Annotated in this window: 27 protein-coding genes; 9 read left to right on the plus strand and 18 right to left on the minus strand. The window is 69.0% G+C overall.

Going from position 1 to position 23,329, the window contains the following annotated elements; translation table 11 throughout:
- Positions 1-62 precede the first annotated feature (62 nt).
- Together GPA04_RS13625 and GPA04_RS13630 are read left to right on the plus strand one after the other, a co-directional pair.
- Positions 63-962, plus strand: a complete 900-nt coding sequence (locus tag GPA04_RS13625) for a LysR family transcriptional regulator (RefSeq protein WP_156224737.1) — start codon at positions 63-65, stop codon at positions 960-962.
- Positions 959-1,876, plus strand: coding sequence for a serine hydrolase (locus GPA04_RS13630; protein WP_206674227.1), 918 nt, complete (start codon positions 959-961; stop codon positions 1,874-1,876). The genes GPA04_RS13625 and GPA04_RS13630 overlap by 4 nt, the downstream gene beginning before the upstream one ends.
- Positions 1,877-1,926: 50 nt before the next feature.
- Here GPA04_RS13630 and GPA04_RS13635 read toward each other — a convergent pair whose 3' ends face one another.
- The 8 genes from GPA04_RS13635 to GPA04_RS13670 all read right to left on the minus strand — a co-directional run bounded on the left by GPA04_RS13635 (position 1,927) and on the right by GPA04_RS13670 (position 8,339).
- A complete protein-coding gene (locus tag GPA04_RS13635) occupies positions 1,927-2,661 on the minus strand; it encodes an alpha/beta fold hydrolase (RefSeq protein ID WP_156224738.1) in 735 nt (244 codons plus the stop codon).
- A 52-nt stretch (positions 2,662-2,713) separates the two neighbouring features.
- Positions 2,714-3,289, minus strand: coding sequence for a GyrI-like domain-containing protein (locus GPA04_RS13640; RefSeq protein WP_156224739.1), 576 nt, complete (start codon positions 3,287-3,289; stop codon positions 2,714-2,716).
- Between the two features lie 94 nt (positions 3,290-3,383).
- On the minus strand, positions 3,384-4,172 hold the full coding sequence (locus tag GPA04_RS13645) for an SDR family NAD(P)-dependent oxidoreductase (RefSeq protein ID WP_156224740.1): 789 nt from the start codon (positions 4,170-4,172) through the stop codon (positions 3,384-3,386).
- Positions 4,173-4,188: 16 nt separating this feature from the next.
- Positions 4,189-4,554 (minus strand): nucleoside triphosphate pyrophosphohydrolase family protein, encoded by a 366-nt coding sequence (locus GPA04_RS13650; protein WP_156224741.1) that lies wholly within the window; start codon positions 4,552-4,554, stop codon positions 4,189-4,191.
- Entirely contained in the window at positions 4,551-5,186 is a 636-nt protein-coding gene (locus GPA04_RS13655) for a TetR/AcrR family transcriptional regulator (protein ID WP_156224742.1), read from the minus strand. The genes GPA04_RS13650 and GPA04_RS13655 overlap by 4 nt, the downstream gene beginning before the upstream one ends.
- A 267-nt stretch (positions 5,187-5,453) precedes the next feature.
- Positions 5,454-6,290, minus strand: a complete 837-nt coding sequence (locus tag GPA04_RS13660) for an ABC transporter permease (RefSeq protein ID WP_156224743.1) — start codon at positions 6,288-6,290, stop codon at positions 5,454-5,456.
- Positions 6,280-7,296: an ABC transporter ATP-binding protein gene (locus GPA04_RS13665; protein WP_241680796.1), complete on the minus strand. Its 1,017-nt coding sequence runs from the start codon at positions 7,294-7,296 to the stop codon at positions 6,280-6,282. The genes GPA04_RS13660 and GPA04_RS13665 overlap by 11 nt, the downstream gene beginning before the upstream one ends.
- On the minus strand, positions 7,293-8,339 hold the full coding sequence (locus GPA04_RS13670; RefSeq protein WP_156224744.1) for a LolA family protein: 1,047 nt from the start codon (positions 8,337-8,339) through the stop codon (positions 7,293-7,295). The genes GPA04_RS13665 and GPA04_RS13670 overlap by 4 nt, the downstream gene beginning before the upstream one ends.
- A gap of 186 nt (positions 8,340-8,525) precedes the next feature.
- Here GPA04_RS13670 and GPA04_RS13675 point away from each other — a divergent pair, with 186 nt between their 5' ends.
- Both GPA04_RS13675 and GPA04_RS13680 read left to right on the plus strand, forming a co-directional pair.
- Positions 8,526-9,197 (plus strand): hypothetical protein, encoded by a 672-nt coding sequence (locus GPA04_RS13675; RefSeq protein WP_156224745.1) that lies wholly within the window; start codon positions 8,526-8,528, stop codon positions 9,195-9,197.
- Positions 9,194-9,724: a hypothetical protein gene (locus tag GPA04_RS13680; protein ID WP_156224746.1), complete on the plus strand. Its 531-nt coding sequence runs from the start codon at positions 9,194-9,196 to the stop codon at positions 9,722-9,724. The genes GPA04_RS13675 and GPA04_RS13680 overlap by 4 nt, the downstream gene beginning before the upstream one ends.
- 25 nt (positions 9,725-9,749) lie before the next feature.
- On the opposite strand, the gene GPA04_RS13685 is transcribed toward GPA04_RS13680, so the two are convergent.
- Positions 9,750-11,114 (minus strand): plasmid pRiA4b ORF-3 family protein, encoded by a 1,365-nt coding sequence (locus tag GPA04_RS13685; RefSeq protein ID WP_156224747.1) that lies wholly within the window; start codon positions 11,112-11,114, stop codon positions 9,750-9,752.
- Positions 11,115-11,251: 137 nt separating this feature from the next.
- Between GPA04_RS13685 and GPA04_RS13690 the strand changes: the two genes are divergently transcribed.
- Both GPA04_RS13690 and glsA read left to right on the plus strand, forming a co-directional pair.
- The gene (locus GPA04_RS13690) at positions 11,252-11,647 is read left to right on the plus strand and encodes a type II toxin-antitoxin system VapC family toxin (RefSeq protein WP_156224748.1); all 396 of its coding nucleotides are present in this window, start codon (positions 11,252-11,254) and stop codon (positions 11,645-11,647) included.
- A gap of 138 nt (positions 11,648-11,785) precedes the next feature.
- On the plus strand, positions 11,786-12,718 hold the full coding sequence (gene glsA / locus GPA04_RS13695; protein ID WP_156224749.1) for a glutaminase A: 933 nt from the start codon (positions 11,786-11,788) through the stop codon (positions 12,716-12,718).
- Between the two features lie 83 nt (positions 12,719-12,801).
- On the opposite strand, the gene GPA04_RS13700 is transcribed toward glsA, so the two are convergent.
- From GPA04_RS13700 to GPA04_RS13710, 3 genes are all read right to left on the minus strand, one after another.
- Positions 12,802-13,119, minus strand: a complete 318-nt coding sequence (locus GPA04_RS13700) for a DUF5615 family PIN-like protein (protein WP_206674230.1) — start codon at positions 13,117-13,119, stop codon at positions 12,802-12,804.
- 14 nt (positions 13,120-13,133) lie between these two features.
- On the minus strand, positions 13,134-13,358 hold the full coding sequence (locus tag GPA04_RS13705; protein ID WP_156224751.1) for a DUF433 domain-containing protein: 225 nt from the start codon (positions 13,356-13,358) through the stop codon (positions 13,134-13,136).
- A gap of 122 nt (positions 13,359-13,480) precedes the next feature.
- Positions 13,481-14,767, minus strand: a complete 1,287-nt coding sequence (locus GPA04_RS13710) for an MFS transporter (protein ID WP_156224752.1) — start codon at positions 14,765-14,767, stop codon at positions 13,481-13,483.
- A gap of 190 nt (positions 14,768-14,957) precedes the next feature.
- Here GPA04_RS13710 and GPA04_RS13715 point away from each other — a divergent pair, with 190 nt between their 5' ends.
- On the plus strand, positions 14,958-15,764 hold the full coding sequence (locus GPA04_RS13715; RefSeq protein ID WP_156224965.1) for an SDR family NAD(P)-dependent oxidoreductase: 807 nt from the start codon (positions 14,958-14,960) through the stop codon (positions 15,762-15,764).
- Positions 15,765-15,789: 25 nt separating this feature from the next.
- Here GPA04_RS13715 and GPA04_RS13720 read toward each other — a convergent pair whose 3' ends face one another.
- The 3 genes from GPA04_RS13720 to GPA04_RS13730 form a co-directional block, all read right to left on the minus strand.
- The gene (locus GPA04_RS13720; RefSeq protein ID WP_156224753.1) at positions 15,790-16,836 is read right to left on the minus strand and encodes an RNA polymerase subunit sigma-70; all 1,047 of its coding nucleotides are present in this window, start codon (positions 16,834-16,836) and stop codon (positions 15,790-15,792) included.
- A complete protein-coding gene (locus GPA04_RS13725) occupies positions 16,833-17,273 on the minus strand; it encodes a YybH family protein (RefSeq protein WP_156224754.1) in 441 nt (146 codons plus the stop codon). The genes GPA04_RS13720 and GPA04_RS13725 overlap by 4 nt, the downstream gene beginning before the upstream one ends.
- Before the next feature lie 79 nt (positions 17,274-17,352).
- The gene (locus GPA04_RS13730; RefSeq protein WP_156224755.1) at positions 17,353-18,147 is read right to left on the minus strand and encodes an ArsR/SmtB family transcription factor; all 795 of its coding nucleotides are present in this window, start codon (positions 18,145-18,147) and stop codon (positions 17,353-17,355) included.
- Between the two features lie 110 nt (positions 18,148-18,257).
- On the opposite strand from GPA04_RS13730, the gene GPA04_RS13735 reads away from it, so the two are divergent.
- Complete coding sequence (locus GPA04_RS13735; protein ID WP_156224756.1) at positions 18,258-19,451, plus strand: Fic family protein; 1,194 nt, start codon at positions 18,258-18,260, stop codon at positions 19,449-19,451.
- 57 nt (positions 19,452-19,508) lie between these two features.
- Here GPA04_RS13735 and GPA04_RS13740 read toward each other — a convergent pair whose 3' ends face one another.
- From GPA04_RS13740 to GPA04_RS13745, 3 genes are all read right to left on the minus strand, one after another.
- Positions 19,509-19,712 carry a hypothetical protein gene (locus tag GPA04_RS13740; protein ID WP_241680797.1) on the minus strand — a complete coding sequence of 68 codons (204 nt, stop codon included), beginning with the start codon at positions 19,710-19,712 and terminating at the stop codon, positions 19,509-19,511.
- A 35-nt stretch (positions 19,713-19,747) separates the two neighbouring features.
- Positions 19,748-19,894 carry a hypothetical protein gene (locus tag GPA04_RS21015; RefSeq protein ID WP_162458610.1) on the minus strand — a complete coding sequence of 49 codons (147 nt, stop codon included), beginning with the start codon at positions 19,892-19,894 and terminating at the stop codon, positions 19,748-19,750.
- 554 nt (positions 19,895-20,448) lie between these two features.
- Positions 20,449-21,498, minus strand: a complete 1,050-nt coding sequence (locus tag GPA04_RS13745) for a ComEC/Rec2 family competence protein (protein ID WP_156224757.1) — start codon at positions 21,496-21,498, stop codon at positions 20,449-20,451.
- Between the two features lie 1,121 nt (positions 21,499-22,619).
- Between GPA04_RS13745 and GPA04_RS13750 the strand changes: the two genes are divergently transcribed.
- Positions 22,620-23,258, plus strand: coding sequence for a Fic family protein (locus GPA04_RS13750; RefSeq protein ID WP_277754317.1), 639 nt, complete (start codon positions 22,620-22,622; stop codon positions 23,256-23,258).
- Positions 23,259-23,329 lie beyond the last annotated feature (71 nt).

Below are 23,329 nucleotides of genomic sequence, written 5' to 3' on the forward strand. Positions count from 1 at the left end.
GGCGAGCGATGTCGAAGACGACTACGTCATGAAGGTATGCAGAGTCTGTATACCCTGACGACGTGGACCTGCTGACGCACCTCCGTGCCTTCCTCGCGGTCGCCGAGGAGCACAGCTTCACGGGCGGTGCCGCGGCCACCGCGGTGGCCCAGCCGGTGCTGAGCCGACGGGTCGCGGCGCTGGAGCGCGAGCTGGGCGGGCCGCTGTTCGACCGGGTCTCGCGTGGGGTCCGGCTGACATCGCTGGGCCGCGCGGTGCTGCCGCACGCCCGTGACGTCGTCGTGCGCGCCGACCATCTGCTCGACGCCGCGCGGTCGCACGTCCTCAGCGACGTGCGCGCCGCCCTCCCCGGCTACGCCGACCCCCAGGTGCTGGCGCGGCTGCGCAAGCGTCTCAGCGGGCTCGGGATCTCGCTGGCGCTGCCCGAGCTGGCGGCGGGGGCGCGGGAGGAGGCGCTGGCGCGGGGCGTGGTGCAGCTCGCGCTGCTGCCGGCCCCGCCCGACCGCGCCGACCTCCTGGTGCCGCTCGGCGGTGCGAGCGTGCCGGGTCGGCTCCGCGGCCGGCGGCTGCACCTGGAGCAGCTGCGCGACTCCGACGACGTGCCTGGCGCAGCGCCGCGGCTGCTCATCCAGCCCGAGGACGACGTCCCGCACGTGCGCGACCACCTCACCCAGGTTGCGCACGCGGCCGGGCTGGCGGCCGACCAAGTAATTACCGGGCTGCCGCTCTCGGAGTCGTGGACCGCGGTGCACGAGCGCGGCGACGTGCTCGTGTGCGCCGAGCCGGAGGCACGGCGGCAGGGGCTGGAGTTCCGGCCGTTGGCGCCGGCCGGCGTGCGCGGGTATCGGCTCAAGCTGGCGGCGGACCACCCGGGCGCGGCGATCCTGCTCCAGGACCGCGCCACCCTGCTGGAGCTGCTGGCCGAGGCGGTCGGCGGCGAGGTCGTGGAGGCAGGGGCGTGACCGAGGTGCTGGGCGAGTCGGTCGAGGCGATGCAGGTCGCCCACGAGATCCTCGAGCGCTGGCAGCGACTCGGGCTGCGCGGAGCGCTGCTCGCCCGGAACGTCGACACCAGTGAGCAGCTGGGGTTCGCCGCCGACGAGCAGTTCCCGCTCGCCTCGGTGGTCAAGCTGCCGCAGGCGCTGGTGCTCCAGGACCGGATCGCGCACGGCCGCCTCGACGGCGCGCACCTGGTCTCCCTCGAGCCGGCCATGGCGACGCCCGGCCCGACCGGAGCGGCCCGGTTCCGCCACCCGGCACGGATCGCCGTCGAGGACCTGATCTACCTCACGATGTCGATGAGCGACAACGCCGCCGCGGACGCACTGTTCGCGCTCGTCCCCGAGGACGAGGTCACCGCGCAGCTGCGCGCGTGGGGCTATGAGGACATCGTCATCCGGCACCCGATGCGGGCGCTGTACGACGCCGTCGCCCGGTGGTCGGACAACGACATGCGGATGGCGCTGCGGATGGCCGCTGCTGCCACCACCTCCGGTGGCGGGCACACGCTGCCCGTGCTCGACGTCTCCTCGGGCAACGTGGGCACGGCCCGCGCGCTGGTCACCCTGGTGAGCGACATCTGGACCGACACGGTGTCCGTGCCCGCCGCCACCGCCCGGGTCCGCGAGCTGATGAGCACGCCGGTCACCCGGCACCGGCTCGGCGCCGAGCTCGCCTCCGACAGCGTCACGGTGAGCTCGAAGACCGGGACGTTCCTGCACGCCCGGCACGAGGTCGGGCTGGTCCAGACCGCCACAGGGGACCGCATCGCGATCGCCGCGCTGACCGAGTCGAGCGTGCCCGCCGAGGTGCAGCCCGAGGTCGACCGCGCCATCGGGCGCGCGGCCCGGCTCGCGGTGGAGGTGCTCCGGGACTAGCTGGGCCCAGCCCCCGAACTACGACTGCACGTCGTTCGGCGTCGGCAAGGTCACGCGAGGTTCCCGCTCGTTGCTGCCGTGATGATGACGGCTGCGACCTCGTATGGATGAGTCACCATCGAGAGGTGTCCGGTCTCCAGCTGTGTCACCGCGGAGCCGGCACGATCGGCCATCTGCAGCTGGAGCGGCAGCGGGATGCTGCCGTCGCGGGAGCCTGCGACGTACCAGGACGGGACCGTCTGCCACCCCTGCTCCGCCGCAGCCGGAGCTCCGACGGCACTGAAGGTGATCGGGCGCTGCTTGGCGTAGAACGCGTCCTGCTCCTCCGCGGACAGGCCGGTCGCGAACGCCGGCTCGAACGGTCCGCGCTGGATGTAGAGGTCGAGGTCTCCCTCAGGTGCGCCCGGGTACGCGACCATGTCGAAGAGCTGGGTCGGGTCGACCGGGCCGGCGCTGTTGAGCAGGTCCAGCAGGCTCTCGCCCTCGGCCGGGACGAACGCATTGACGTAGACGAGTGCGCGGACGCGGGGCTCGGAGACGGCGGCTGCTCCGATCAGCGCGCCACCGTAGGAGTGGCCCACGAGCACGACAGGTCCGCTCGTGCGTTGGTGGAGGAAGGCGGCGAGATAGTCCGTGTCTCCGGAGAGCGATCGCAGCGGGTTCGCGAACTCGAGGACGGCGTATCCGTGCTGGGTGAGGGTCTGCTGCACCGCGGTGAAAGAGCTCGCATCGGTCCACGCCCCGTGGACGATGACGATGGTGGGCTTCGGGGCAAGGTCCGTCATGGTGTTGCCTTTCGATGAGGATGCGAAGTGAGGGGGCAATCGATCCGTGGCATCACGCCACGGCATCGCGCAGGATGGTGCGCAGGGTGTCCTGCGGGGTGTCGCGGGTGAACCCGTCGAGGTGGACCTCGTGGTGGGGACCGCTTCGGTGCGCGCCCCGCTGCTGCGCGAATGCACCGAGGCGTTCGAGAGTTGCGAACTCCTCGGCGAACGGCCCGTGGTGCATGATCTGGACGACGTCCTGCTCGGGCGTCGTGTGGAGCTCGATCAGCTCATCGCGCCGATCGGCACCGCTTGATGCGCGGGCACGCGCGGCAGCCAGGTCCTCGTTCGTGCTGCTGTCGGGGACGACGGCGAGCACGCGGTAAAGCAGCGAGGGCACGGGGTTGACGGTGTAGAAGTCCGCGATCTCGACCGGGATCGAGCCGTCGGGGTACCAGTACTGGATCTCGATGACAGGGCTCGGGTCCCCGGTGACCTCACGTGCGATGTCTCCGATGAGGGTCATCTTGCGGTAGAACTCGTCGGTTCCAGGTGCTCCGGAGCCGGCGACCGAGACGTAGGTAACGGCCGGAACGCGGACGAGCTCAGGGGCGTCCGGGGCGTCGAGATGTGGTGTCGTCGTCACAGGTCTGTCCTTTCAGGTCTGGGACCGAGGCGGGCCCAGAGGTTGGTAATGTCGCGGTGTCGGAGCGGTCATCAGCGGAAGCCAGGACGGCGGATCAGGCGCCGTATCCGCCGTCGATGTCGAGGGACGCGCCGTTGATGAAGGCGCCCTCCTCACCGGCGAGGTAGGAGACGAGCGAGGCGACCTCGTCGACGCGGCCGAACCGTCCGACGGGGATGGTTGCGCGCAGCGTGTCTCCGACGGGTCCGTCGGCGGGGTTGGCCGGCGTGCTGACAGGGCCGGGCTGCACGTTGTTGATGGTGATCCCGCGTGGACCCAGCTCACGGGACATGCCCCGCACGAGGCTCGCCACCGCACCCTTGGTCATGCCGTAGATCGACGTGACGTCATCCGGGAAGTGATGCGCGCTGACGCTGCCGATCACGACGATCCGGCCGCCCTCGCGCAGGTGTGGAGCGCTGAACCGAACGGTGTCGAGCGTGCCGCGGATGTTGACGTCGATCATGCGGTCGATCTCGTCGTCGGAGAGCTTCTCGACGCGCTTCTTCGTGCCACCGCCGGCATTGGCCACGACGACGTCGAGGCGCCCCTCCCGGGCGACGACGTCGGCGATCACCTCACGGACCTGTGCGCGATCGGCGCTGTTCGACCGAACCGCGGTGGCTTGACCCCCGGATGCGGTGACGGCCGACACGAGCGCGTCAGCCTCGTGCGTGGCCGAGACGTAGGTGAAGGTCACGCGTGCACCTTCAGCTGCGAGACGGGTGACGATGCCGGCGCCGATGCCACGGGCACCGCCCGTCACGAGGGCGACCGTTCCTGCATGACGGCGGACCGCGACGTGGTTTTCGCGGCTGTGATGGATCGTGGCGCTGTGATTCATGGAGTCCTCGCCGGTCTCAGCGTGAAGGATCGGTCGGTTGAGTGCGGGCGATCGTCTCGTTCAGTCCGGCGCGGATCCTCGTCATCGTGTCCGTGAAGGCCGTGTCGATGTCGATGTCGAGCTTGTCGGCGAGAACGAAGACCCACCACAGGCTCTCGGCGAGCTTGTGCTTCAGCTCGGCCTCGCTGTCACCGTCGATCGCCCACGTGCCGTCATGGGCGAGAAGGAGGCGTCCGATATACCCCACATCGTTGGAGAACCCGAGCATGAGCTCGTGGAGGGACCACGGACGTCCGTTGAAGCGCTGCTCGAGGATCTCGTAGAGGCGACGGACATAGAGTGCTTCGTCCCGCGCCGACCTGAGGGAGGCTGACTCGGTCATGAGTCACGCCGAGGTGAGGGCAGGGCAGCCTTCCGATGCTCTGCGGACCCGGGTTGCGCGAAGACAACGACGGCGCGATGAGCGAGGGCGAGCAGTGCGTGCCGGGGTTCGCCGTCGGCCGCACGGATGGCGAAGCCGGTGGTGAGCGTGATCAGGAACCGGGCGAGCTCCTCGGCGTCCTCGTCGGGTGGGAGGTCGCGGTCATCGATCGCACGGCGAAAGCGGTCGGTGAGGCGGCCCTGGATGGCGCGACGGTTCTCCGCGAGCAGCGAGAAGACGTCGGCTTCATCGGTGACCATCGCCTGGACGGACAGGCACCCGGGCGGCCGGCCCGGAGCTGTCACGGCCTCGGCGTTGCCGGTCAGGAACGCCTCGGCCACCTCGCGCGCGGTGGGCATCGCCAAGGCGTTCTCCACGTACCCCATGTTGCGTTCGATGTAGCGCTCCAGCGCTGTGCGGAACAGCTGGGTCTTGTCCCCGAAGAAGCGGTAGAGCGCAGGTCGGCTGATGCCCATCGCCTCCGTGAGCTCGGCGAGCCCCGCAGCCTCGTACCCGTGCCGCCAGAACGTCTCGACGGCGGCGTCCAGAGCCACCTCTGGCTCGAACGCGCGCGGTCGTCCTCCTGGTGCCATGAGCCACCTCCTCAGTAACGTATCGATCGGTACGTAACCAAAGTAGCACACGCCTCGGTGATCGCGGGCGCGACCCATAGGGGCGGCGTCGTGACGTTCGTCTACGACCTCGTCGACCGCGCCACCTCTTGGGACGAGACCCAACATGGTGGCGTCTCTCGCCTCGCCGCTGGCTTCTGCACGAATGTGGCCGCTGTGCACGTCGACGATGGGTACCTCGACTCGAGCATCCCGTATCGACGCCGCCCAGGAGCGAATGCAGGGCGTCTAGCTCAGCACGTCCTTGGTGCTGAACCGGCCGTAGGCGAGCGCCCCGAAGAACGCGACGTAGGCGGCCTGGAGCAGCACGTTCTCCGTGAAGGAGGTCCACACGATCGGTGCACGGAGCAGGTCGGCGAACGAGAGCCAGTGGTGGGTGAACAGCCACGGGTGCAGCCACGCGAGCTGCTCCAGCTGGCCGAGCACCTGCGCCACGATCGTGAGCACGGCGACGGCGGCCATCGCACCCACCCCGGCGTCGGTCAGGGTCGAGATGAACAGCCCGACGGCGGCCAGCCCCAGCATGCAGATCGTCACGTGCGCGCCGACCAGCAGCGAGCGGACCACGGCGTCGCCCACGCCGATCGTGTCGCCCGAGAGCAGCGTCGCTTCACCGGTGCCGAACAGCGCGGAGCCGATCCCCCAGCCGACCAGCAGCACCGTGCCGCTCGCGGCCACGCAGAACACGCACGCCGAGACGTACTTGACCACGAGCAGCCGCAACCGCCCGGCCGGCGCCACCAGCAGGTAGCGCAGCGTGCCCAGGCCCGCCTCGCCGGCGATGGTGTCGCCCGAGACGACCGCGATCGTCAGCGGCAGGAACAACGGCGTGGTCACCACGAGCGCGGTGACCGCCACGAACATGCCGTTGTTGGTCACCTGGTCCAGGAACGGCGGCCCCTCGCCGGGGCCGGGCGGCTCGGAGGAGAGCCGGACCACCACGGCCATGAGGATCGGGATCGTGGCGAGCGCGGCCAGCATCGCCCAGGTGCGCCAGCGGCGGAACAGCACCCGGACCTCGGAGCCGAGCAGGGCGCCGCCGTGCGTGCGTGTGTCAGCGGGCAACGTCGAACCCCTCTCCGGTGAGCGCGACGAAGCGGTCCTCGAGGCTGGGGCGGTCCACGTCGAAGGAGCGCACCCGCACCCCCGCGCGCACCAGCGCGGCCACGATGTCCTCGGCGGCGGGGCCGTCGTCGGCGAGCGGGGCCTCGACGGCGACCTCGTCCGTGGTCGGCTCGGTCACCTCACCCACTGGCCCGGTCGCCTCGAGACCGAGGCGAGCGAGCTCGACCCGGCACAGGTCGCCGTCCGGCGTGGTGATCCGGACCACCCGCGCTCCGGTGCCCCGGAGGTCGTCGAGGCTGCCCTGCGCCACGAGCGAGCCGACGTGCATGACGGCGGCGTGCGTGCAGATCTGCGCGACCTCGGCGAGCAGGTGGCTGGAGACGAACACCGTGGTGCCCTCGGCGGCGACCGCCCGGATGAGCGAGCGCACCTCGCGGGTGCCCTGCGGGTCGAGGCCGTTGGTGGGTTCGTCGAGGACGAGCAGGTCGCGCGGCGTGAGCAGCGCGGCGGCGATCCCGAGGCGCTGCTTCATGCCGAGGGAGTAGGCGCGCGCCTTCTTCTTCGCGGCGTGGGTGAGGCCGACCCGCTCGAGCGCGCGAGCCACCCGCTGGTCACGTGTGGCGGGGTCGGCGTAGCGGTCGGCGGAGTCGAGACGGCGGAGGTTGTCGGCGCCGGAGAGGAACGGGTAGAACGCGGGGCCCTCGATCAGCGCGCCGACCCGTGGCAGGGCCTGCGCGAGCTCGGTGGGCACGTCGTGGCCGAGCAGCCGGGCGGAGCCGCCGGTGGCCGCAGCCAGGCCGAGCAGCACGCGGATCGTGGTGGTCTTGCCGGAGCCGTTGGGGCCGAGGAAGCCGAACACCGAGCCGCGCGGAACCGCTAGGTCGATGCCGTTGACGGCGGTCTGGTGCCCGAACCTCTTGGTGAGCCCGGTGGTGGCGATCGCGAGGTCGGCGGGGTCGATGTCCGCCTCGTCGGCCTCGTCCGCCAGGGTGGCGGTCTCGGTCACTCAGCGGCGGCGGCCTGCAGCCGCTCCAGCGGCACCGCGCCGACGAGGACGCGCCCGTCGTCGGTGATCAGGACGTTGACGAGCTCGGTCCCGAGGAGACGACCGCCGTCGACGGCGGTGGTCAGCTGGGCGAGCAGCGGCTGGCTGGTGAGGTCGGTCGCCGAGGCGTCGATGACGGCCACGGACTCCCAGCCGGTCCCGAGCACGGTGGGCTTGGGGTGGTCGGCGGTGTCGACGCCCTGGGGCGCGGTCGGCGGGGCGACCTCCTCGACCTCGGCGCCGGCGGGCGGCGTGAAGGCGAACAGGTCGGCGTCGGGGGCGCTCAGGTCGAGCGAGGTGTAGCCGATCTGGAAGGCGGGGGTGCTCTCGCCCTGGGCAGTCACGGTGACCTGGAGGGGTTGGCCGGTCTCGCCGTCGACGGCGATCGCGACCTCGCCCACGAGGGTGGCGTCGGTGCGCGGGGTGAGGACCAGGTCGTAGGCGGCGCGGCCGGCGACCTCGACGTCCTCGCGGACGCTCAGCTCGGTGGTGGGTCCGGCGGCCTCGACGATGCGGTCGGCCACGGCGTCCGGGGTGAGCTGCTGGTCGGGGGCGGTGCGGCTGGTCGCCTCGTCGGGGAGGGTGACGTGGGTGGCGGCGTTCTCGCCGGAGTCGTACGCCCAGACCTCGGGGCCGTTGACGATGAGGTCGCGCTCGCCGAAGGAGTCGAAGACCTGCAGGCGGGCCTGGTCCTCCTCACCCACGAAGACGCGTCCGTTGTGGTCGCTGGTGAGCGCCTCGAGCGCGGCGGTGACGGCGGCGGCGTCGCCCGCGCCCGCCGGCAGGTCCACCCCGCCGGGCAGCGAGGGGAGGCCGAGGTCGGAGGTCTGCTCGAACTCGCCGGAGTAGGGCTGGTGGTCCCGGTCGGCGAGGAGCGTGAGGATGTCCTCGGGGGTGCGTTCGGGGAGGTCGTCGGCTCCGGCCGCGGAGGCCAGCGCGACCGATCCGACGATGACGAGCGGGACCGCAGCGGCGGGTAGCCAGCGGGTCAAGGTGCGTGCCATGGAAGTCACTCCCCAAGGTGGTGGTGTCGTTCTCGACGGTACGTCGCGTTTTCGGCGCTGACTACCCCTCCTGAGGGGGATCTCTGTGGAGATCTTGTCTGTCCACAGGTGGACGTTGTCCACAGAAACTGCCGATTCGAGGGGTCGGCTCAGCGGGGATGGGCGCGGTCTCGGCACGCTGCAGCGATGACGACGACCCGCACGGCACCCACGTCCCTCGAACCCGGCTGGCTGGGCCGCGCGTGGTTCCGACATCTCGAGGCGGAGGCCCTGGCGGGCGTCTCCCGGCCGAGCCGGCACGAGTACATGTGCTCGAGCGGGATGGCGGAGGTGGTGGAGCCGTTCGTGAGGCCGTTCGGTGACGGCGGCGCCGACCTCGATGACCGGATCCTGCCGTTCGACGGGGTCGACGGCGCCGCGGCCGCCGAGCTGCTGGAGGCGCTGCCGGAGGTGGCGCTGGAGCAGGAGTACAGCTCGTATGCGCCCGCTCCTCGACGGATGTTGACGGCGGTGGTCGAGAGCGGTGGCACGGTGACGTGCGGCGGTGACCTGATCACGCCGGCGCTGCCCTCGGGCGGGATGCGGGTGCTGAGCCTGACTGTGCGGGAGCCGGACGTTCTCGACGTCGAACCCGATCTCGTCGCGGGCGAGCTCCCGGACTGGCTGGAGGAGCTGCCTGCCGCTGCGCGTCGTCGATACGTGGGAGGTCGGCAGCAGTGCGTCGATCACGGGATCACGCGGCAGGTCTGGATGCTGGTGTCGAACCGGTACGGGATCGACGACGCGCGCATGTTCCCGCGCGCCAGGTTCCTCATCGACGATGACGGTGCCCGGATCGGCGTGAGGTTCCAGTGGTGAGCGCGCGGTGGGAGACGTCGCCCGAGCTGGCCGCGGTGATGCTCGAACCGGACTCGCAGATGCCCTTCTACTCCTCCGACGGCATCGACGCCGAGGACGCCACACGGCTGCTCAAGGAGATCCCGAAGACGCGGCTCCGCGACCGGTGGAACAGCTCGCCCACCGTGGGGACGTTCCTGCGGAGTATCGCCGCCCACCCGCAGGTGCGGGGCAACCGACCAGCCTCGGCCGGGCCGGTCACCGAGGTCGGGATCTCCGGCGTGCTGATCGACGACCCCGAGCTGCTGACGCTCGCACCCGACGTGGAGCTCGGGACGATGCCCACCTTCCTGGACGAGTGCACCGTCGAGCAGAAGACGGAGTACTACCGACACCTGCTCGGCTGTGTGCGGGAGAGCGTGCGGCGCCAGCAGTGGTTCGCCGTACAGCACCGCTACGGCATCGACGACGCGCTCGCCCCACCGGACGAGATCGACCCTGTTCCTGGTCTCGGCGGCAGGCTCCTGCTGCACTTCTGGTGGGACTGACGCGGGGGGTCGGCGCGACCGTCACTCACAGAGGGATCGACTCGCCTCGGAGCACTCTCCTCAGGAACCCGGTCCCAGCGATGGTGGGGGACCACCGGTGCCCTCGCGGACCTTCGCGGAGGCAGCCACAGCGCTCGAGGAACGCGATGGTCTGCCGGGTTGACTCCAGCACGTGCCACTCCGACACGGGCTCCCTACCTGCGCGCCATCCACGAGCATGCAGGATGGCTGCGCACCGGGCCATCGTGGCGCTGCGCGAGGACTGACCACCGAGGAGGTCGAGCACGACGAGCAGGCTCGCCTGGCGGCCGAAATCGTCTCGGCCGATCGGCATCCGGTCGGCGATGTGCGCCAGCAACCGCACCGAGTCCGCGCGCAGCGTCGCGCCCACCTTGGTCATCAGGAGCCGGCCCTTGGTCTTGCGGATGAGGCCCAGGCTGCCAGCGAGACCTCGGAAGTGCGCCACTCCCGGGGTCTGGTCCTCTCGATTCATGCTGCCGATCCACTCGCGGTCAAGGCGCAGCTGCTGGGACACCTGCTGCACGACGGCGGGGCGTAGGTAGCCGGCACTCGTGAGGGCCAGACCCTCATGACCGACGAGGTCGAGGAACCACCGCAGGTTCTCGGTGAGTCGATCCGCGTCCTCAACCGTCAAAGGTGCGTCCGAACCCAGCGCAGCGGCCTGCACCATGCGGCGCAACGAGCCTGGGCCGACGCCCGGCAGCTCCGAGAGGATCTCGGCTAGCACGGGGTGCACCGCCGGCTGCGGCTGCCCGACCGTTGCCACCTGGGCCTGGTACTCCGCGAGATCGAACGTCAGGGCCGCACGGATCTCTGGGACATCCAGCGTCCCGAACGCCCACCTCACCACCTGCTCGGGCCACTCCTCGAGCGGTTCGCCGCGCTCCAACGCCGCGACGTGCTCCAGAAGTTCGTCGTAACCAGGAATGCCGCCGACGTCTTCGGGCGGGCATACGCCCGCCCCGTCGGTGAGCACGGGAGAGGTCAGGTCGGCGACGGCCGAGGCGCCGCCGTCGGGCGACTCGAGCGCCGTGAGCAGGTGCTCCCAGTCGTCCCCGAAGTCGTAGAGGTAGGTGGCCTGGTCGCCGGGATGCTCGAGGAGAGTGCCGAGGGTGGCCTCGGTCTCGGGGAGCTCGCCGCGGTACTCGTCGATGCCCTCATCCGGGATGTCCATCACCCAACGTGGCCGGGACGTCCAGTGCGTCTGCCCACTGCGCGCGAACGAGTGCAGATGCGAGTTCTGCCAGCCCATCGCGGCCTGGAGAACCTGGTGCAGCTCCGGCAGCGGCAACTCGGTCGGAAGGAGCAGCTCTCGCCAGATCGCGGGCGACGCGTCTTCGAGGTCGACGCGGACTCGGAGCCATGTCACCGGTCGATCGTGTCATGGACCGGTGCTGCGTAGCTCGATGAGCTTGTCTCGCTCGCCCACCCGAAGCTGTCTGTCCACAGGTGGACGTTGTCCACAGAAAGTGCCGATCTGAGCCTGGGCTGGCGGGCCGAAGGGCTGTGACGGCTGGCCTGCTCGACACCTCGGTGGTCGTGGACTGGCACGACCCGGCGGTCGCGACCGCGCTGCCGGACGAGCTGGCGATCTCGGCCATCACGGTGGCCGAGCTGACGGCCGGTACCCACCTGGCGCGTGGGCCCGTCCAGGCGTCGCAACGCCAGGCACGGCTCCAGGAGGTCGAGGCGCGCTTCGAGCCGATCCCTTTCGACGGGGCTGCCGCCGTCAGCTACGGGCTCGTCGCGGCGGCCGCGGTCGCTGCCGGGAGGACCACCCGACGGCGGTTCGCGGACCTGCTCATCGCCGCCACCGCGCACGCGAGCTCGCTGCCGCTCTACACGCGCAACCCGGACGACTTCGCCGGGCTCGAGGATCTCGTCGAGCTCGTCGGCATCTGAGAGCGAAGGACCTACGCGCAGCCGACGCCGTCACAGTCGCGCCGTCGGCATACCGGTATCCCCGAGCAGCACCACACCCCCGTGTGCCACCCGCACCAGGTTCCCCTCCTCGAGCACGAACCATGTCACTGTGAACGCATGAGACCCGATGCAGGAACCTACGACCTCGAGGATCTGCGGCGGCGGGTCATGCAGACACAGGGCGGGGCGGTCGACGAGAGCATCCCCGAGCTCGCGGACGCGGACCCCGAGCTGTGCGCGCTGGCACTGGCGCTTCCGGACGGGACGGTCCGCGCCACCGCGCAGGCGGACGCGCCGTTCAGCGTGCAGTCGGCGGTCAAGCCGTTCCTGTTCGCGATGGCCCTGCGTGACACCGACGGCGACGCCCTCGACAGCATCGGGATCGAACCGACCGGCGAGGCGTTCGACGCGATCAAGCTCGAGAGCGGGACCGGCCGCCCACCGAACCCGATGGTCAACGCCGGAGCGCTGCTCACGGCGTCGCTCATCGACGGCAGCGACGTCGACGAACGCGACGAGCGGATACTCCGAGGCCTCTCGGCCTTCGCCGGGCGCCGGCTCGAGGTCGATGAGAGCGTCGCCCGCAACGAGCACCTCCTCGGCGACCGCAACCACGCGCTCGCCCACCTCATGCGGGCCGAGGGAACCCTGCACGTCGGTGCCGACGACGCCGTCGCCGTCTACGCCCGCGCGTGCGCCGTCCTGGTCGACGCGGAGGCGCTCGCGGTGATGGGTGCGACGCTCGCCTGCGGCGGGGTGAACCCGGTGACGGAGGAACGCGTCGTCTCGCCGACCGTGGCTCGCGACGTCATCTCCGTGATGGCGACCTGCGGTGTGTACGACGGCTCCGGACGATGGATGCGGGCGATCGGCATCCCGGCGAAGTCCAGCGTGTCAGGAGCGATCGTGCTCTCCGCCCCGGGGCGACTCGGTGCCGCCGTCGTCAGTCCCCCTCTGGACGGTCACGGAACCAGCGTGCGCGGAAAGGTCGCCTGCGACGCGCTGAGCATCGAGCTCGACCTGCACGCGTTCGGAACAGCGGCGTGCTGACGAGGTCGGTGTGCGCCAGGTCCGACCGCAGACGCCGCGGCTGCCCGACGCCAGTCACCACTCGACCGTGTCACGGACCGGTGCTATCGCAGCTCGATGAGCTTCTGCCCGCTGTCGACCAGTTCGACGATGTGCTCGAGCAAAGGACCGAACCACGACAGGAGCGCTGCACTGCGCGTATTGCCGATCCTGACCCAGACGATGGCGGGTGCCTCGCCGCGCATACCGAGCATCAGCGAGAAGTCCTCGTCCTTGGTAACGATGACTGCGTCTCTATCGAGCGCCAGCCGCCAAAGCTCTCGATCTGAGACGTTGTGAGGACCGATGTCGTGGACATGTTCCGCTTCGTGGCCGTGGTCGCGGAGATATTGCGCCAGCGCCGGAGGCGGCTGGGCATCCACCAGAAACCGCATCCTCAGGACGCGGTCAGGATCGCGTGATCTGCCTGGGCTGCGGCGTACTGCAGGGACGCCCTGATGTCGTCGGCCTCCAGGTAGGGATAGTCCTCGAGGATCTCTGCCTCGCTTGCGCCGGCCGCCAGCAATGAGAGCACATCACTGACTCGCATCCGAGTGTCCCGGATCGCCGGGCGGCCATGGACCACGGCCGGGTCGATCGAGATGCGGTCGAGGAGCGACATATAAGAATGCTAGTGCGCTGCGGGCTGCCGTGTTCGGTTCCTGTGCTGTGGCGGTCGACGGCGATCGCGGACCTGCTCCTCGACTCGTCGAGGTCGCCGGCATCTGAGCTGATGGAGGTCCGTCAGGCCTCGACGGCGTGGGTCTCCTCGTGCGTGGTGACCCAGAACCGCGCGGCGACAAGGAGGCCGATCGCGAGCAAGGCGGAGGTCAGCATGAACGGCCAGGTACGGTCCATGCCGGAGAGCCACCCGCTGATCCATCCGAAGGGTGCCGTGACGAGCATGACGGCGGTGCGCTGGATCGCCATCACCCGGGAGCGCTCGTGCCGGTCCACGTGGAGCGCGACCAACGACTCGGACAGCATGAACAGCATCCCGGCACCGAAGGCGTCCAGCACCAGGCAGACGGCGAGGAGCAGGTAGGTCGAGGTGACCGCGGCACCGCCAGGGTCCGGGATCGTCACCAGCAGCACCTGCCCCACGAGGTACACCGAGAACCCGATCACGGTGGGGGCCTTGAGGTGCCGGGCGTGGGTGAGCAGCGGGATCAGCGTGAAGAAGAACAGCACCGACAGCAGCGACCGCACCATCGGGAAGAACGGCAGCAGTGCGTCGGGCACGCCGAGGCGCTGGTTGATCACCACCTGCCAGAAGGTGGCGTTGATCAGCGTGACGGCGCCCACGAGGGCTGAGACCACCAGCGCGAAGATCGTGCCCTTGGAGCGGATGATCAGCCCGAGCACGCTGCGGTACTCCCACAGCGACTTCCAGATGCTGACGCCGCGGGTCTGCTCCATCCGGACCAGCCCGGTCCTGGTCTCGGTGGTGTACCGGTACAGGAGCCAGATCTTCAGCGCCATGATGACGAAGGCGTTGATGTAGAGGATCCGCACCGCGAGCTCGAGGCCGAGGTTGGAGACCAGCAGCGCCGCGATCGGGGCGAACAGCGCCGAGAAGTCCCCGGCGACCTTGACGAGCGAGTAGACCTTGGGGATCTCGGCGCGGTCCACGTCCTCCACGAGCAGGCAGTCCCAGGAGTTCTGGGTCACCTGCCAGGCACCGTTGATCACCGCCGCGACCAGGAACCACCAGAAGTTCTGCGCAAACGCCCACACCAGGCAGGGGATCGCCCAGGCGACGATGTCGAACATCGCGGTGGTCCGCCGTCGGCCCAGCTTGTCGGTGATGACCCCGCTGAGCAGACCGAAGACCACCTGGGAGAGCATCGAGATGGTCGCCAGCAGCCCGATCTGGGTGTCCCGGACCCCCAGGGCCAGCATGAACACCGACGCGTACGGCAGCACCAGCATCATCGACAAGCCCCACATGGGCTCGGTGTAGACGGAGGCGCGACCGTTGCCCCGCAGGTTCAGCAGGGTGGCGATCATCGGGTTGCGGGGGCGCGGCACCGCAGGAGTCAAGCCCTACTGGCGCGGATTGTCCACTTGGTTAGAACCGGTGGTTCTGACGGCCACCCGCGAGGTCCCGACCTTGGTCCCAGGAAGTGGCGAGGGTCCGACGTGACAATGGACGCACGGAGCTCGCACTGATGCGGTGCGGCTCGACCGAACAGCGTTGGACTGGAGGCGGGTGAGTGAGATGCAGGTCAAGGGCAAGGTGTTCGTCGTCACCGGTGGTGGCAACGGGATCGGCCGGGCGGTCGTGCTCGAGCTGCTCCGCCGCGGCGCCCGGGTTGCGGCCGTGGACCTCCGCGGGGAGGGTCTGGCCGAGACCGCGGCGCTGGCCGCGGCTGGCGACCGGCTGAGCACGCATGCGGTGGACGTGACCGACCGGGACGCCGTCGAGCGGCTGCCCGAGCTGGTGACCCGGGCGCACGGCACGATCGATGGCCTGCTCAACGTCGCTGGCGTGATCCAGAAGTTCGTCCCGTTCTCCGAGCTCGGCTACCCGGAGATGGAGCGGGTGGTTGCCGTCAACCTGTGGGGCGTGGTCAACACCTGCCATGCGTTCCTCCCGGTGCTGCTGGAGCGGCCGCGCGCGAGCATTGTCAACGTCTCCAGCATGGGCGGCCTGGCACCGGTGCCCGGCCAGACGATGTACGGCGCCAGCAAGGCCGCCGTCAAGCTCTTCAGCGAGGGCCTCTACGCCGAGATGCAGGGCACGAACGTCGCGGTCACGACCGTGTTCCCGGGTGGCGTCGCCACGGGTATCGCCGAGAACTCAGGCGCCTCGAGGCCCGGGCAGGCCGAGCGCGCCGGTGAGACGGCCTCGACGCTGACGACGGCGGCCTCTGCCGCTTCGCAGATCGTCGACGGCATCGAGAAGGGTGCCTTCCGCATCGTGGTCGGCCGCGACGCCACGATGGTGGACCGGCTGTCCCGGCTGGCGCCACGCAAGGCCGTGGAGATGATCGCGTCGAGGATGAAGTCGCTGACGGCTCACTGACACGCAGCCGGCCGAGCCGGTCGGCTCACCAGCGGGTCGAGTCCTGGTCCGTACGACGGCGATCACCGCCGTCGATCTCGGGAGCAGAAGGCACCAGGCCGAGCCCGAACGCGGCGAACGCCTCGGCACCGAGGAAGCAGTGGATGCCGGCGATCCGTCCATCCCGCACGCGCAGGACGTCGATCGACAGCGCGTGGGCCTCCGGGTCGCCGGGTCCCTGGACGTAGTTCGCGACGGCGGGCGACCCGTTCGCGCGGGTCGACACCAGCGTCCAGGTGCCTGGCCCGGTCGGCCCGAGCAGGTGCGCGAAGAGCGCCTCGGCCTGCGCCAGCCCGCGGCTCGGCGCCTCTGGGGGCATGCTCACCCGCACGTCCTCGCTGAGCAGCGCGAGGATGCCCGCGACGTCGCCGCGGTGGTGGGCGTCGACGTAGGCGCGGACGATCTCGTCCTCGTCCCCGGTCGCCGCCGGCGCGCTCACGTCCTCGATGCGGGCGCCAAGTTCGCGCAGGCGCGCGTGGGCGCGCTGGAGCAGACTGTTGACGGCGGTCACGGTGGTCTCGAGGACCGCCGCGCTGGTCACCGCGTCGAGGTCGAGCAGGTCCCGCGTGACCACGGCCGCTCGCTGTCGCGGGGGCAGGTGCAGCAGCGCGGCTGTCAGGTAGAGATCGGTGGTCTCGGCCTGCGACACGATCGCGGCGGGGTCATCGTCGTCGGGAAACGGGTCGATCCCGCTCTCGTGCTCGAGCGTCTCGACGATCGAGTCGCTGGGCTGCGCGCGCCGCGCGTGGTTCTTGAGGAAGTCGAGGCAGGCGTTGGTCGCGATCCGGTAGAGCCATGTCCGCGCCGACGCCGCACCGCGGAACCCGTCTCGGTTCCGCCAGGCCCGCAGGAACGCCTCCTGCGTGAGCTCCTCCGCGTCGGCGAGCGAGCCGGTCATCCGGTAGCAGTGGGCGAGCAGCTCGCGGCGGTGGGAGCCGACCAGCGCGGTGAAGTCCTCCTCGCCGGCGGCGCCGCCCGGGGTGCGCAGGTGGGTGCTCGGCACGGGCGCCTCCACCTCCTCCAGCACGCTCATGGCACCAGGCCGGTCGCCGCGGCGCCGGTCGCGTTGTCGACCGGGAACGAGACGTGCTGATGGATCATCCTCCACGCGCCGTCGACGCGGCGGAAGATGCGCGTGCCGCGCGACCACATGACGACGTCGGTGCCGCCGGGGTTACGGCCCGCCATCCGGTTCAGCCCCCACGTGACGGCGACGTCGTCCCGGATGATCACCCGCAGGTCCGGGACCGTCCACTCGAAGTCCTCGGGCTGGTGGTCGAAACCGCGGCGGCACTCCTCGCGCAGCCCCGCCACGTCCGTGTGCTGCAGCGGTGCGGAGTGCTCGTAGGACACGATCTCCGGCGAGATCGGCGCCATCGACGCGTCGAGGTCCTTGCGCCGGCTCGCGGCGAACCACGCCTGGTACAGCTCACGGATCTCCTGCTCGGCGATGGCCTGGTCGGTACTCATGTCGCTCCTGCTCGGTGAGGGTGTGTTGTCACCGATACAGACGAGCGAGGACGCCGGACTCATCGCCCGACGGCGGCCCTCACCCCATGCCGGCCATCGTCCGGCCGGTCTCGACGTAGGTCTTCAACGCCGAGATCACCAGGGAGTTGCCGCCGTCGACCTGCTGCTCGGTGGCGCTGCCGACGGGCACGTCGGAGTGCGTGATCGTCACCCGGGTGAGGTTCTCGCCCATGGACTCCAGCGTCCACTCGTAGGTGGAGACCGGGTCGGCTGCGGTCTCCGGCGACCACGTGGCGCTGAAGGTGTGGGCCAGCCGCACCCCCGGCTCGATCGCGGTGATCTCGCCGGCGATCAGCGAGCTGCCTTCGGCGTCGACCCACTCGATCGGGCCGCCGACCTGCCAGTCGCTGCGGACGACCCCGCCGAAGAACCAGCGGCGGGACTGCTCGGGGTCGACGATCGCCTGCCACACCTTCTCAGCGGTGGCCTCGATGACGGCGGTGGCGACCAGGGTTCGGGTGGTGGACATGGGTTCTCCTTGCCTCGTGCGCCCGGGTTCGAGGTGATCGCGCAGCCGGGCGAGCGCGAGCCCGGCGAACGCGGAGTAGTCGTCGAGCCAGCGGCGCGCCAGATCGACGATCGGGGTGGGGTTGAGATGGACGAACCTGCTGCGGCCCACCTTGCGGGTGATGACGAGCTCGGCGGCCTCCAGGGCCCGCAGGTGCTTGAGCACCGCGTGCCGGCCCAGCTCAGGCAGGACCCCCTCGAGATCGCGGACCGCCTGCCCGTCGCGCGCGCGCAGGGTGTCCAGCAGCGCACGCCGATGCGGGTCCGCGAGCGCGCGGATCGTGCGATCGAGGTCGGGTGCGGGCACGCGTGGACTTTAGGTGACCAAACGGTCACCTGTCAATGCTTAGCACTCAGAACCAGACGTTGCTTCGTTATGAGTACTAGAGTTACTCATACAACGAGAGGGCCTCCCGTATGAGTGACGCGATCCGGGGCGCTGGCTCGACGTGGCCGGCGGTCCAGCCGGTCGCGCAGATCTGGCACCCGACTGCCACGCTGGGGCGGGATGCGGGCAAGCCGTACGAGGCATCGCTCTCAGCGCGAATCGCCGCCCTCACTCCGAGGCTGGCTCCGGAGACCGCAGCACTCGCGCGCGATGCGACGGCTGAGCTGACGCGATTCGACGCCGAGCTCGGTCATCGCGTAGAGACGTTCGCACCGCTGCTGCTCAGATCGGAGGCGTCGTCGTCGTCCCAGATCGAGGATCTGACGGCCAGCGCTCGGTCGATCCTGACCGCCGAAGCTGGGGGCAAGGGCAGTCGCAACGCCGCCGAGATCGTTGCCAACACCCGAGCGCTGACGGCGGCGATCGACCTCGCCGGCCCGATCGCGACCGAGCACATGCTGCGCATGCACGCCGTCCTGATGCACGACCAGCCGCAGCACACGCCGGGTGAATGGCGTGCGGAGCCGGTCTGGATCGGCACGCGATCGGACTCGCCGATCGGAGCCGAGTACGTGGCAGCGCCTGCCGAGGCGATCCCGGATCTGATCGACGACCTCGTCGCGTTCACCGCCCGGTCGGACCTGGACCCGTTCGTCCAGGTCGCGATCGCGCACGCTCAGTTCGAGACGATCCACCCGTTCCCCGACGGCAACGGCAGGGTTGGCCGTGCACTCGCGCAATCGATGCTGCGGCACGCCGGCATCACCCGGTCCGTCGCCGTGCCGGTCTCTGCCGGGTTGCTCGCCGACCTCGACGGCTACCACGGAGGTTTGACGGCCTACCGGTCGGGCGACATCGAGCCGATCGTCTCCTCGTTCGCGCACGCGGCCTCACGCGCCGTAGCAAACTCTCGACAGCTGGTGACCGAGCTCGACGACATCCACCGGGACTGGTCCGCTCGGCTCACGGCCCGCAGGTCGAGCAATGCATGGCGACTGCTCGATCTCCTCATCTCTCGCCCCGTGGTCACGGCAGCGACGGCGGCGGAGGAGCTCGGCGTCAGTCGACCCAACATCTATCCTTCGCTGCGACAGCTGGAGGAAGCAGGCATCGTCCAGTCCCGGCGCGAGCACGGCTTGGGTGACTTCCTCTGGCGAGCCGACGACGTCCTCGAGGCACTCGATCGCTTCGCCGCGCGAGCAGGGCGGCGTGCTCGCGGCTGAGTCGGCCGACATGCCGATGAGAGGCGATGGGCCACCGCCAGGTCGGTGCCGCTCAGCTCACCGGGACCGCGTGAGCTGGTCCCGGCGGCGGGTGAGGTAGGCGGTCTCGGCGGCGTTGCCACCGAGCGCGATCGCGGCGTCGTAGGCGGCGCGGGACTCGGCGCTGCGACCGAGCCGGCGCAGCAGGTCGGCGTGGGTGGCGTGGAAGGCGCGGTAGCCGGTCAGGGCGTCGGCGAGGCGATCGACGGCGGCGAGCGCCACGTCCGGTCCGACTGGACATGTTCACTCGATGCTGGTCAATCAGCAACGCCGTCAAGTGTACGGAAGAAGCGTTGAGCATACTTCTCGGCCTGATCGCTCACCCAGGAATCGCTGATTGCGAACAGCCATGTCAACAATGCTGCCAGGTTGACAACGGCCAGCCCAGCTCCGACGGCCGGCATCTCGAACAAAGATGCTAGTACTACTGTACCTATTAGCGACAGAAGCGAGATTAGGATCCCCAACTTCCGCCCAGCGCGCAAATTCCGCCGGAACCCGTATGCAATATTCTCTATCTGAAGAAGGCGCGATCCTTGCTCCCCAGTACGAACGCGGTCGATACACAGGCTTACCGCGTGCGCATATTCTTCGCGCGCGTCGGCTGGGTGTGCACGCTCCCGTCGCGCGCTCGGCAATGAGACGCCCGCGACTCGTTCAACGTTGGCGCGCCTCCGAGACCGCAAGGCAGGAGAATCGGTGCCGTCGTGTAAAAGGAGGAGGGTAGTAGGGAAGCCACCCCACTCTTTCAACAGGCGGAGCTCGGTAGCGCGACCGCTGTAAAGCAGCAGTTGTGCACAAAGTGCTGACACGCCAAGAAACATTAGACTAGACACGGACCCCACAATTGGCTCTGCTGCGACGAAAGGCGCTAGGGTCAGTAGTGGTGCTCCTACCAGCATTGCCGGAAAAACGCGCGCCTTTAGGTTGTACTCGTCGAAAACAGGGGCCGCCTTAGTCACACGTCATCGTCTTCCATAAGCGGTCCAACGGGCGTGCAGGGGGTATATCCGGGACGGCTACTTTCGCCGTGATGAATATTTTTCCCTTCCGTCGCGATCACAGTGGCGCCGCGCCGGCCTAAAGCGTTGGTCACTTTTGGAGACGGGTGCTTGTCTGAAGCTTTCGCGCTCGAGATAAAGGCTGACACTTCCGCGTAGGCCGCGCCGCGCTGGCCCAGAATCCTATCCAGGATGGCCGGGCCAAGGTTGTGCTTGCTGCCGTGGTGCGGGGCCTGAAAGAAAGCGAGGGGAAACGCGCCGAATGGCCCGACAGTCCCTTCGTAAACGTCAGCGGCAGCAGCGAGCGCGGCGATACCGGCGTCCCCGGTCAGCATCATCCGGCGGTCAGGCGTCGTCACGAGCGTCACAACGCTCGTTTGATTGCGGGGCCCCGTGTCATCGACATCGTCGAGAGTCTCGACCGGGAAGTAGCTGAGACTTTTTTCGAGGAGTTGTTTCCCGGCTGCAAGTAGGGCGCTGAGCATGGACTGCGTCACCCGGGTGGAGGCAGCACCAGTTTCAACTTCGTCGATGGCCGCTCGCAGTTGCGCCTCGTAGAAGGTCCTCGTTGGGCCCAGAACTGTGAGCGCACCTGAGAATCTCTCAATACCTGCAAACGGTTCTGTGATTCTTGTTCCGCGCCGAGCAGCGGCTTTTTGAAGATCTACGATACGCTCGTAGTTTCCCATCTTGTGCGCTCTTATATCATGTTCCCAAGGCAGGTGTAGCATCAATTCACCTACGTTGAGAGTCTCAATGACAGTCTGGAGCCCGTTGAGGTGGTCACTGTCCGGGTGCGTCGATATGACTAGGTCGACAGCGTCAGAGCCGTACCAGTTGCGGAACTTGTTCACAACGGTTTGCCCTGTAGCCGCGAATCCTGCGTCAACGATGACCCGGCGCTGCACGCTCGTGACACGATCAGGTATATTCACGATGATGGCGTCGCCACTTTTCGTTCCGTCGCGCGTCTCGTTCTCTACCGCCAGAAAGTCAACGTCGTACATCTTCCCATCCTCGTGATCTGGCAGCGAAGCAGCATGAGCTCGGTATTCAGAATTCACACTCGACACTGGGCGGAAATGGTGAGCATACGCTTAACGGGTGATTACCAAGGCTACACTACGCTGATTGATCTAGGCTAGTAGTTGTACCCTCCGCCTCTGAACTAGGCACCATCCTGGCCTGACGTGGACGCCGGGGCGCGCCAAGGCGTACTGGATTGGTTCGCGGTGACACGGCTTGCTTCTCGCTCGCGGCCGCCTGCAGGAACGAGCGGCACTCGCCTCATTGAAGCCGGTGTTATCCAGGTGGCGGGGTCGGGACCTACAACGTTCCGCCCTTTCCCCATGTCGTCTCGGGTGTTCGACTCTGACCGAGGGTCCGGGCAGTCGGACACCTACCGCGGTACCGGTGACGCGGTAGCGGTCCGAGTACTTCACGCGCGGTGCCCGTGCCGCTCGGCCGCTCTCGAGGTTGGCGGCCTGGCTGCCAATCACCGCGACGTAGGCCTCGGATGGCGGTCCGTGTACGACCCGTCACCGCTGGCGGCGCACGTGCGCGGGGCTGGTCCCGGCGTCAGCTGTAGTGGCGTCTCGAAACTCAGAACGGGACGCCCAATCGCTCTGAGTACTCGAGCACTGGAGTGCCAACGCTCGAAGGAAGGCCTCTGTACCAGCAGCGGATCCGGAACTCTGGCGCGCGCCACCTGGCCAGCTGTGCAGCCAGTGGCGCAGATCTGGCGCGCAACGGCCCTGCGGCGAGGTAGGCGAGCCAAACCAGATGAGGCGTCGATATCGGCGCGGATCGGCACCTCGATCCACGCTCGCTCCGGAGATCTCAGCACCCGCACGGGACGTGACGACCTAGCTCACGCGCTTCGACGCCGAGCTCGGTCATCACGTGCAGGCGTTCGGGCCCCTGCAGCTGAGATTGGAGGCCTCCTCGTCGTTCCAGATCGATCATCTGAACCCTCGGTCGGTCCTGAGCGAACGGCAGCGATCGGCCTCGCCCGAGCGATCTCGATCGAGCACGTGCTGGGCATCCACGCTGTCCCAATGGGGCAGTCAGCACACGCTGGGCGAGTGCGTGCGAGCCGATCTGGATCGCCCTGCGATCGGATTCGCTCATCGGGGCTGGGTACGTGCCGCCTCCCGTTGACGCGATCCCAGATCTGATCGACGATCTCATCACCTTCGCCGCCCGATCTGCCCTCGCACCGTTCGTCCAGGTCGCGATTGCGCACGCTCAGTTCGAGACGATCCAGACGTTCTCCGACGGCGACGGGCGAGTCGGCCGTGCGCTCGCGCAGTCGATGCTCCGGCACATCGGGATCACCCGATCCGTTGCTGCGCGCGCCTATGCCGGGCCCCTCGCCGACGTCGACGACTACCACCAGACGTTGATGACGTACCGGTCGTGCGACATCGAACCGATCGTCTCGTCGTTCGCGCACGCGGCCTCTCGGCAGTCACCAGCGCACGGGAGCTTGCATCGGAGCTCGACGAGATCCAGCTGCTGGTTCGCTCGATTGACCGCCCAGCAACGCGTGGCGCTTGCTCGACGGCGTGGTATTTCGGACCGTCGTCACGGCAGCGACAGCGGCCGAGAAGCTCGGCGTCAGTGTCAACCCAACGTCTACCTGCCGTTGCGCCAGATGGAGGAAGGAGCCATCGTGCAGCCACGGCGCAAGATCGGCGTGGGCGAGACGCTCAGGCGGGCCGACGACGTCCTGGAGGCACTCGATTGCTCGCCACGCGCAGGGTGACGGGCTCGCGGTTGAGCCAGTCGACGGCTCGACGGAGCCAGGCCAGATTCGCGTGCAGGCCCTGCGGCTGC

Origin of the sequence: Pseudactinotalea suaedae (assembly GCF_009733815.1) — a bacterium.
GTDB classification, from domain to species: Bacteria; Actinomycetota; Actinomycetes; order Actinomycetales; family Beutenbergiaceae; genus Pseudactinotalea; species Pseudactinotalea suaedae.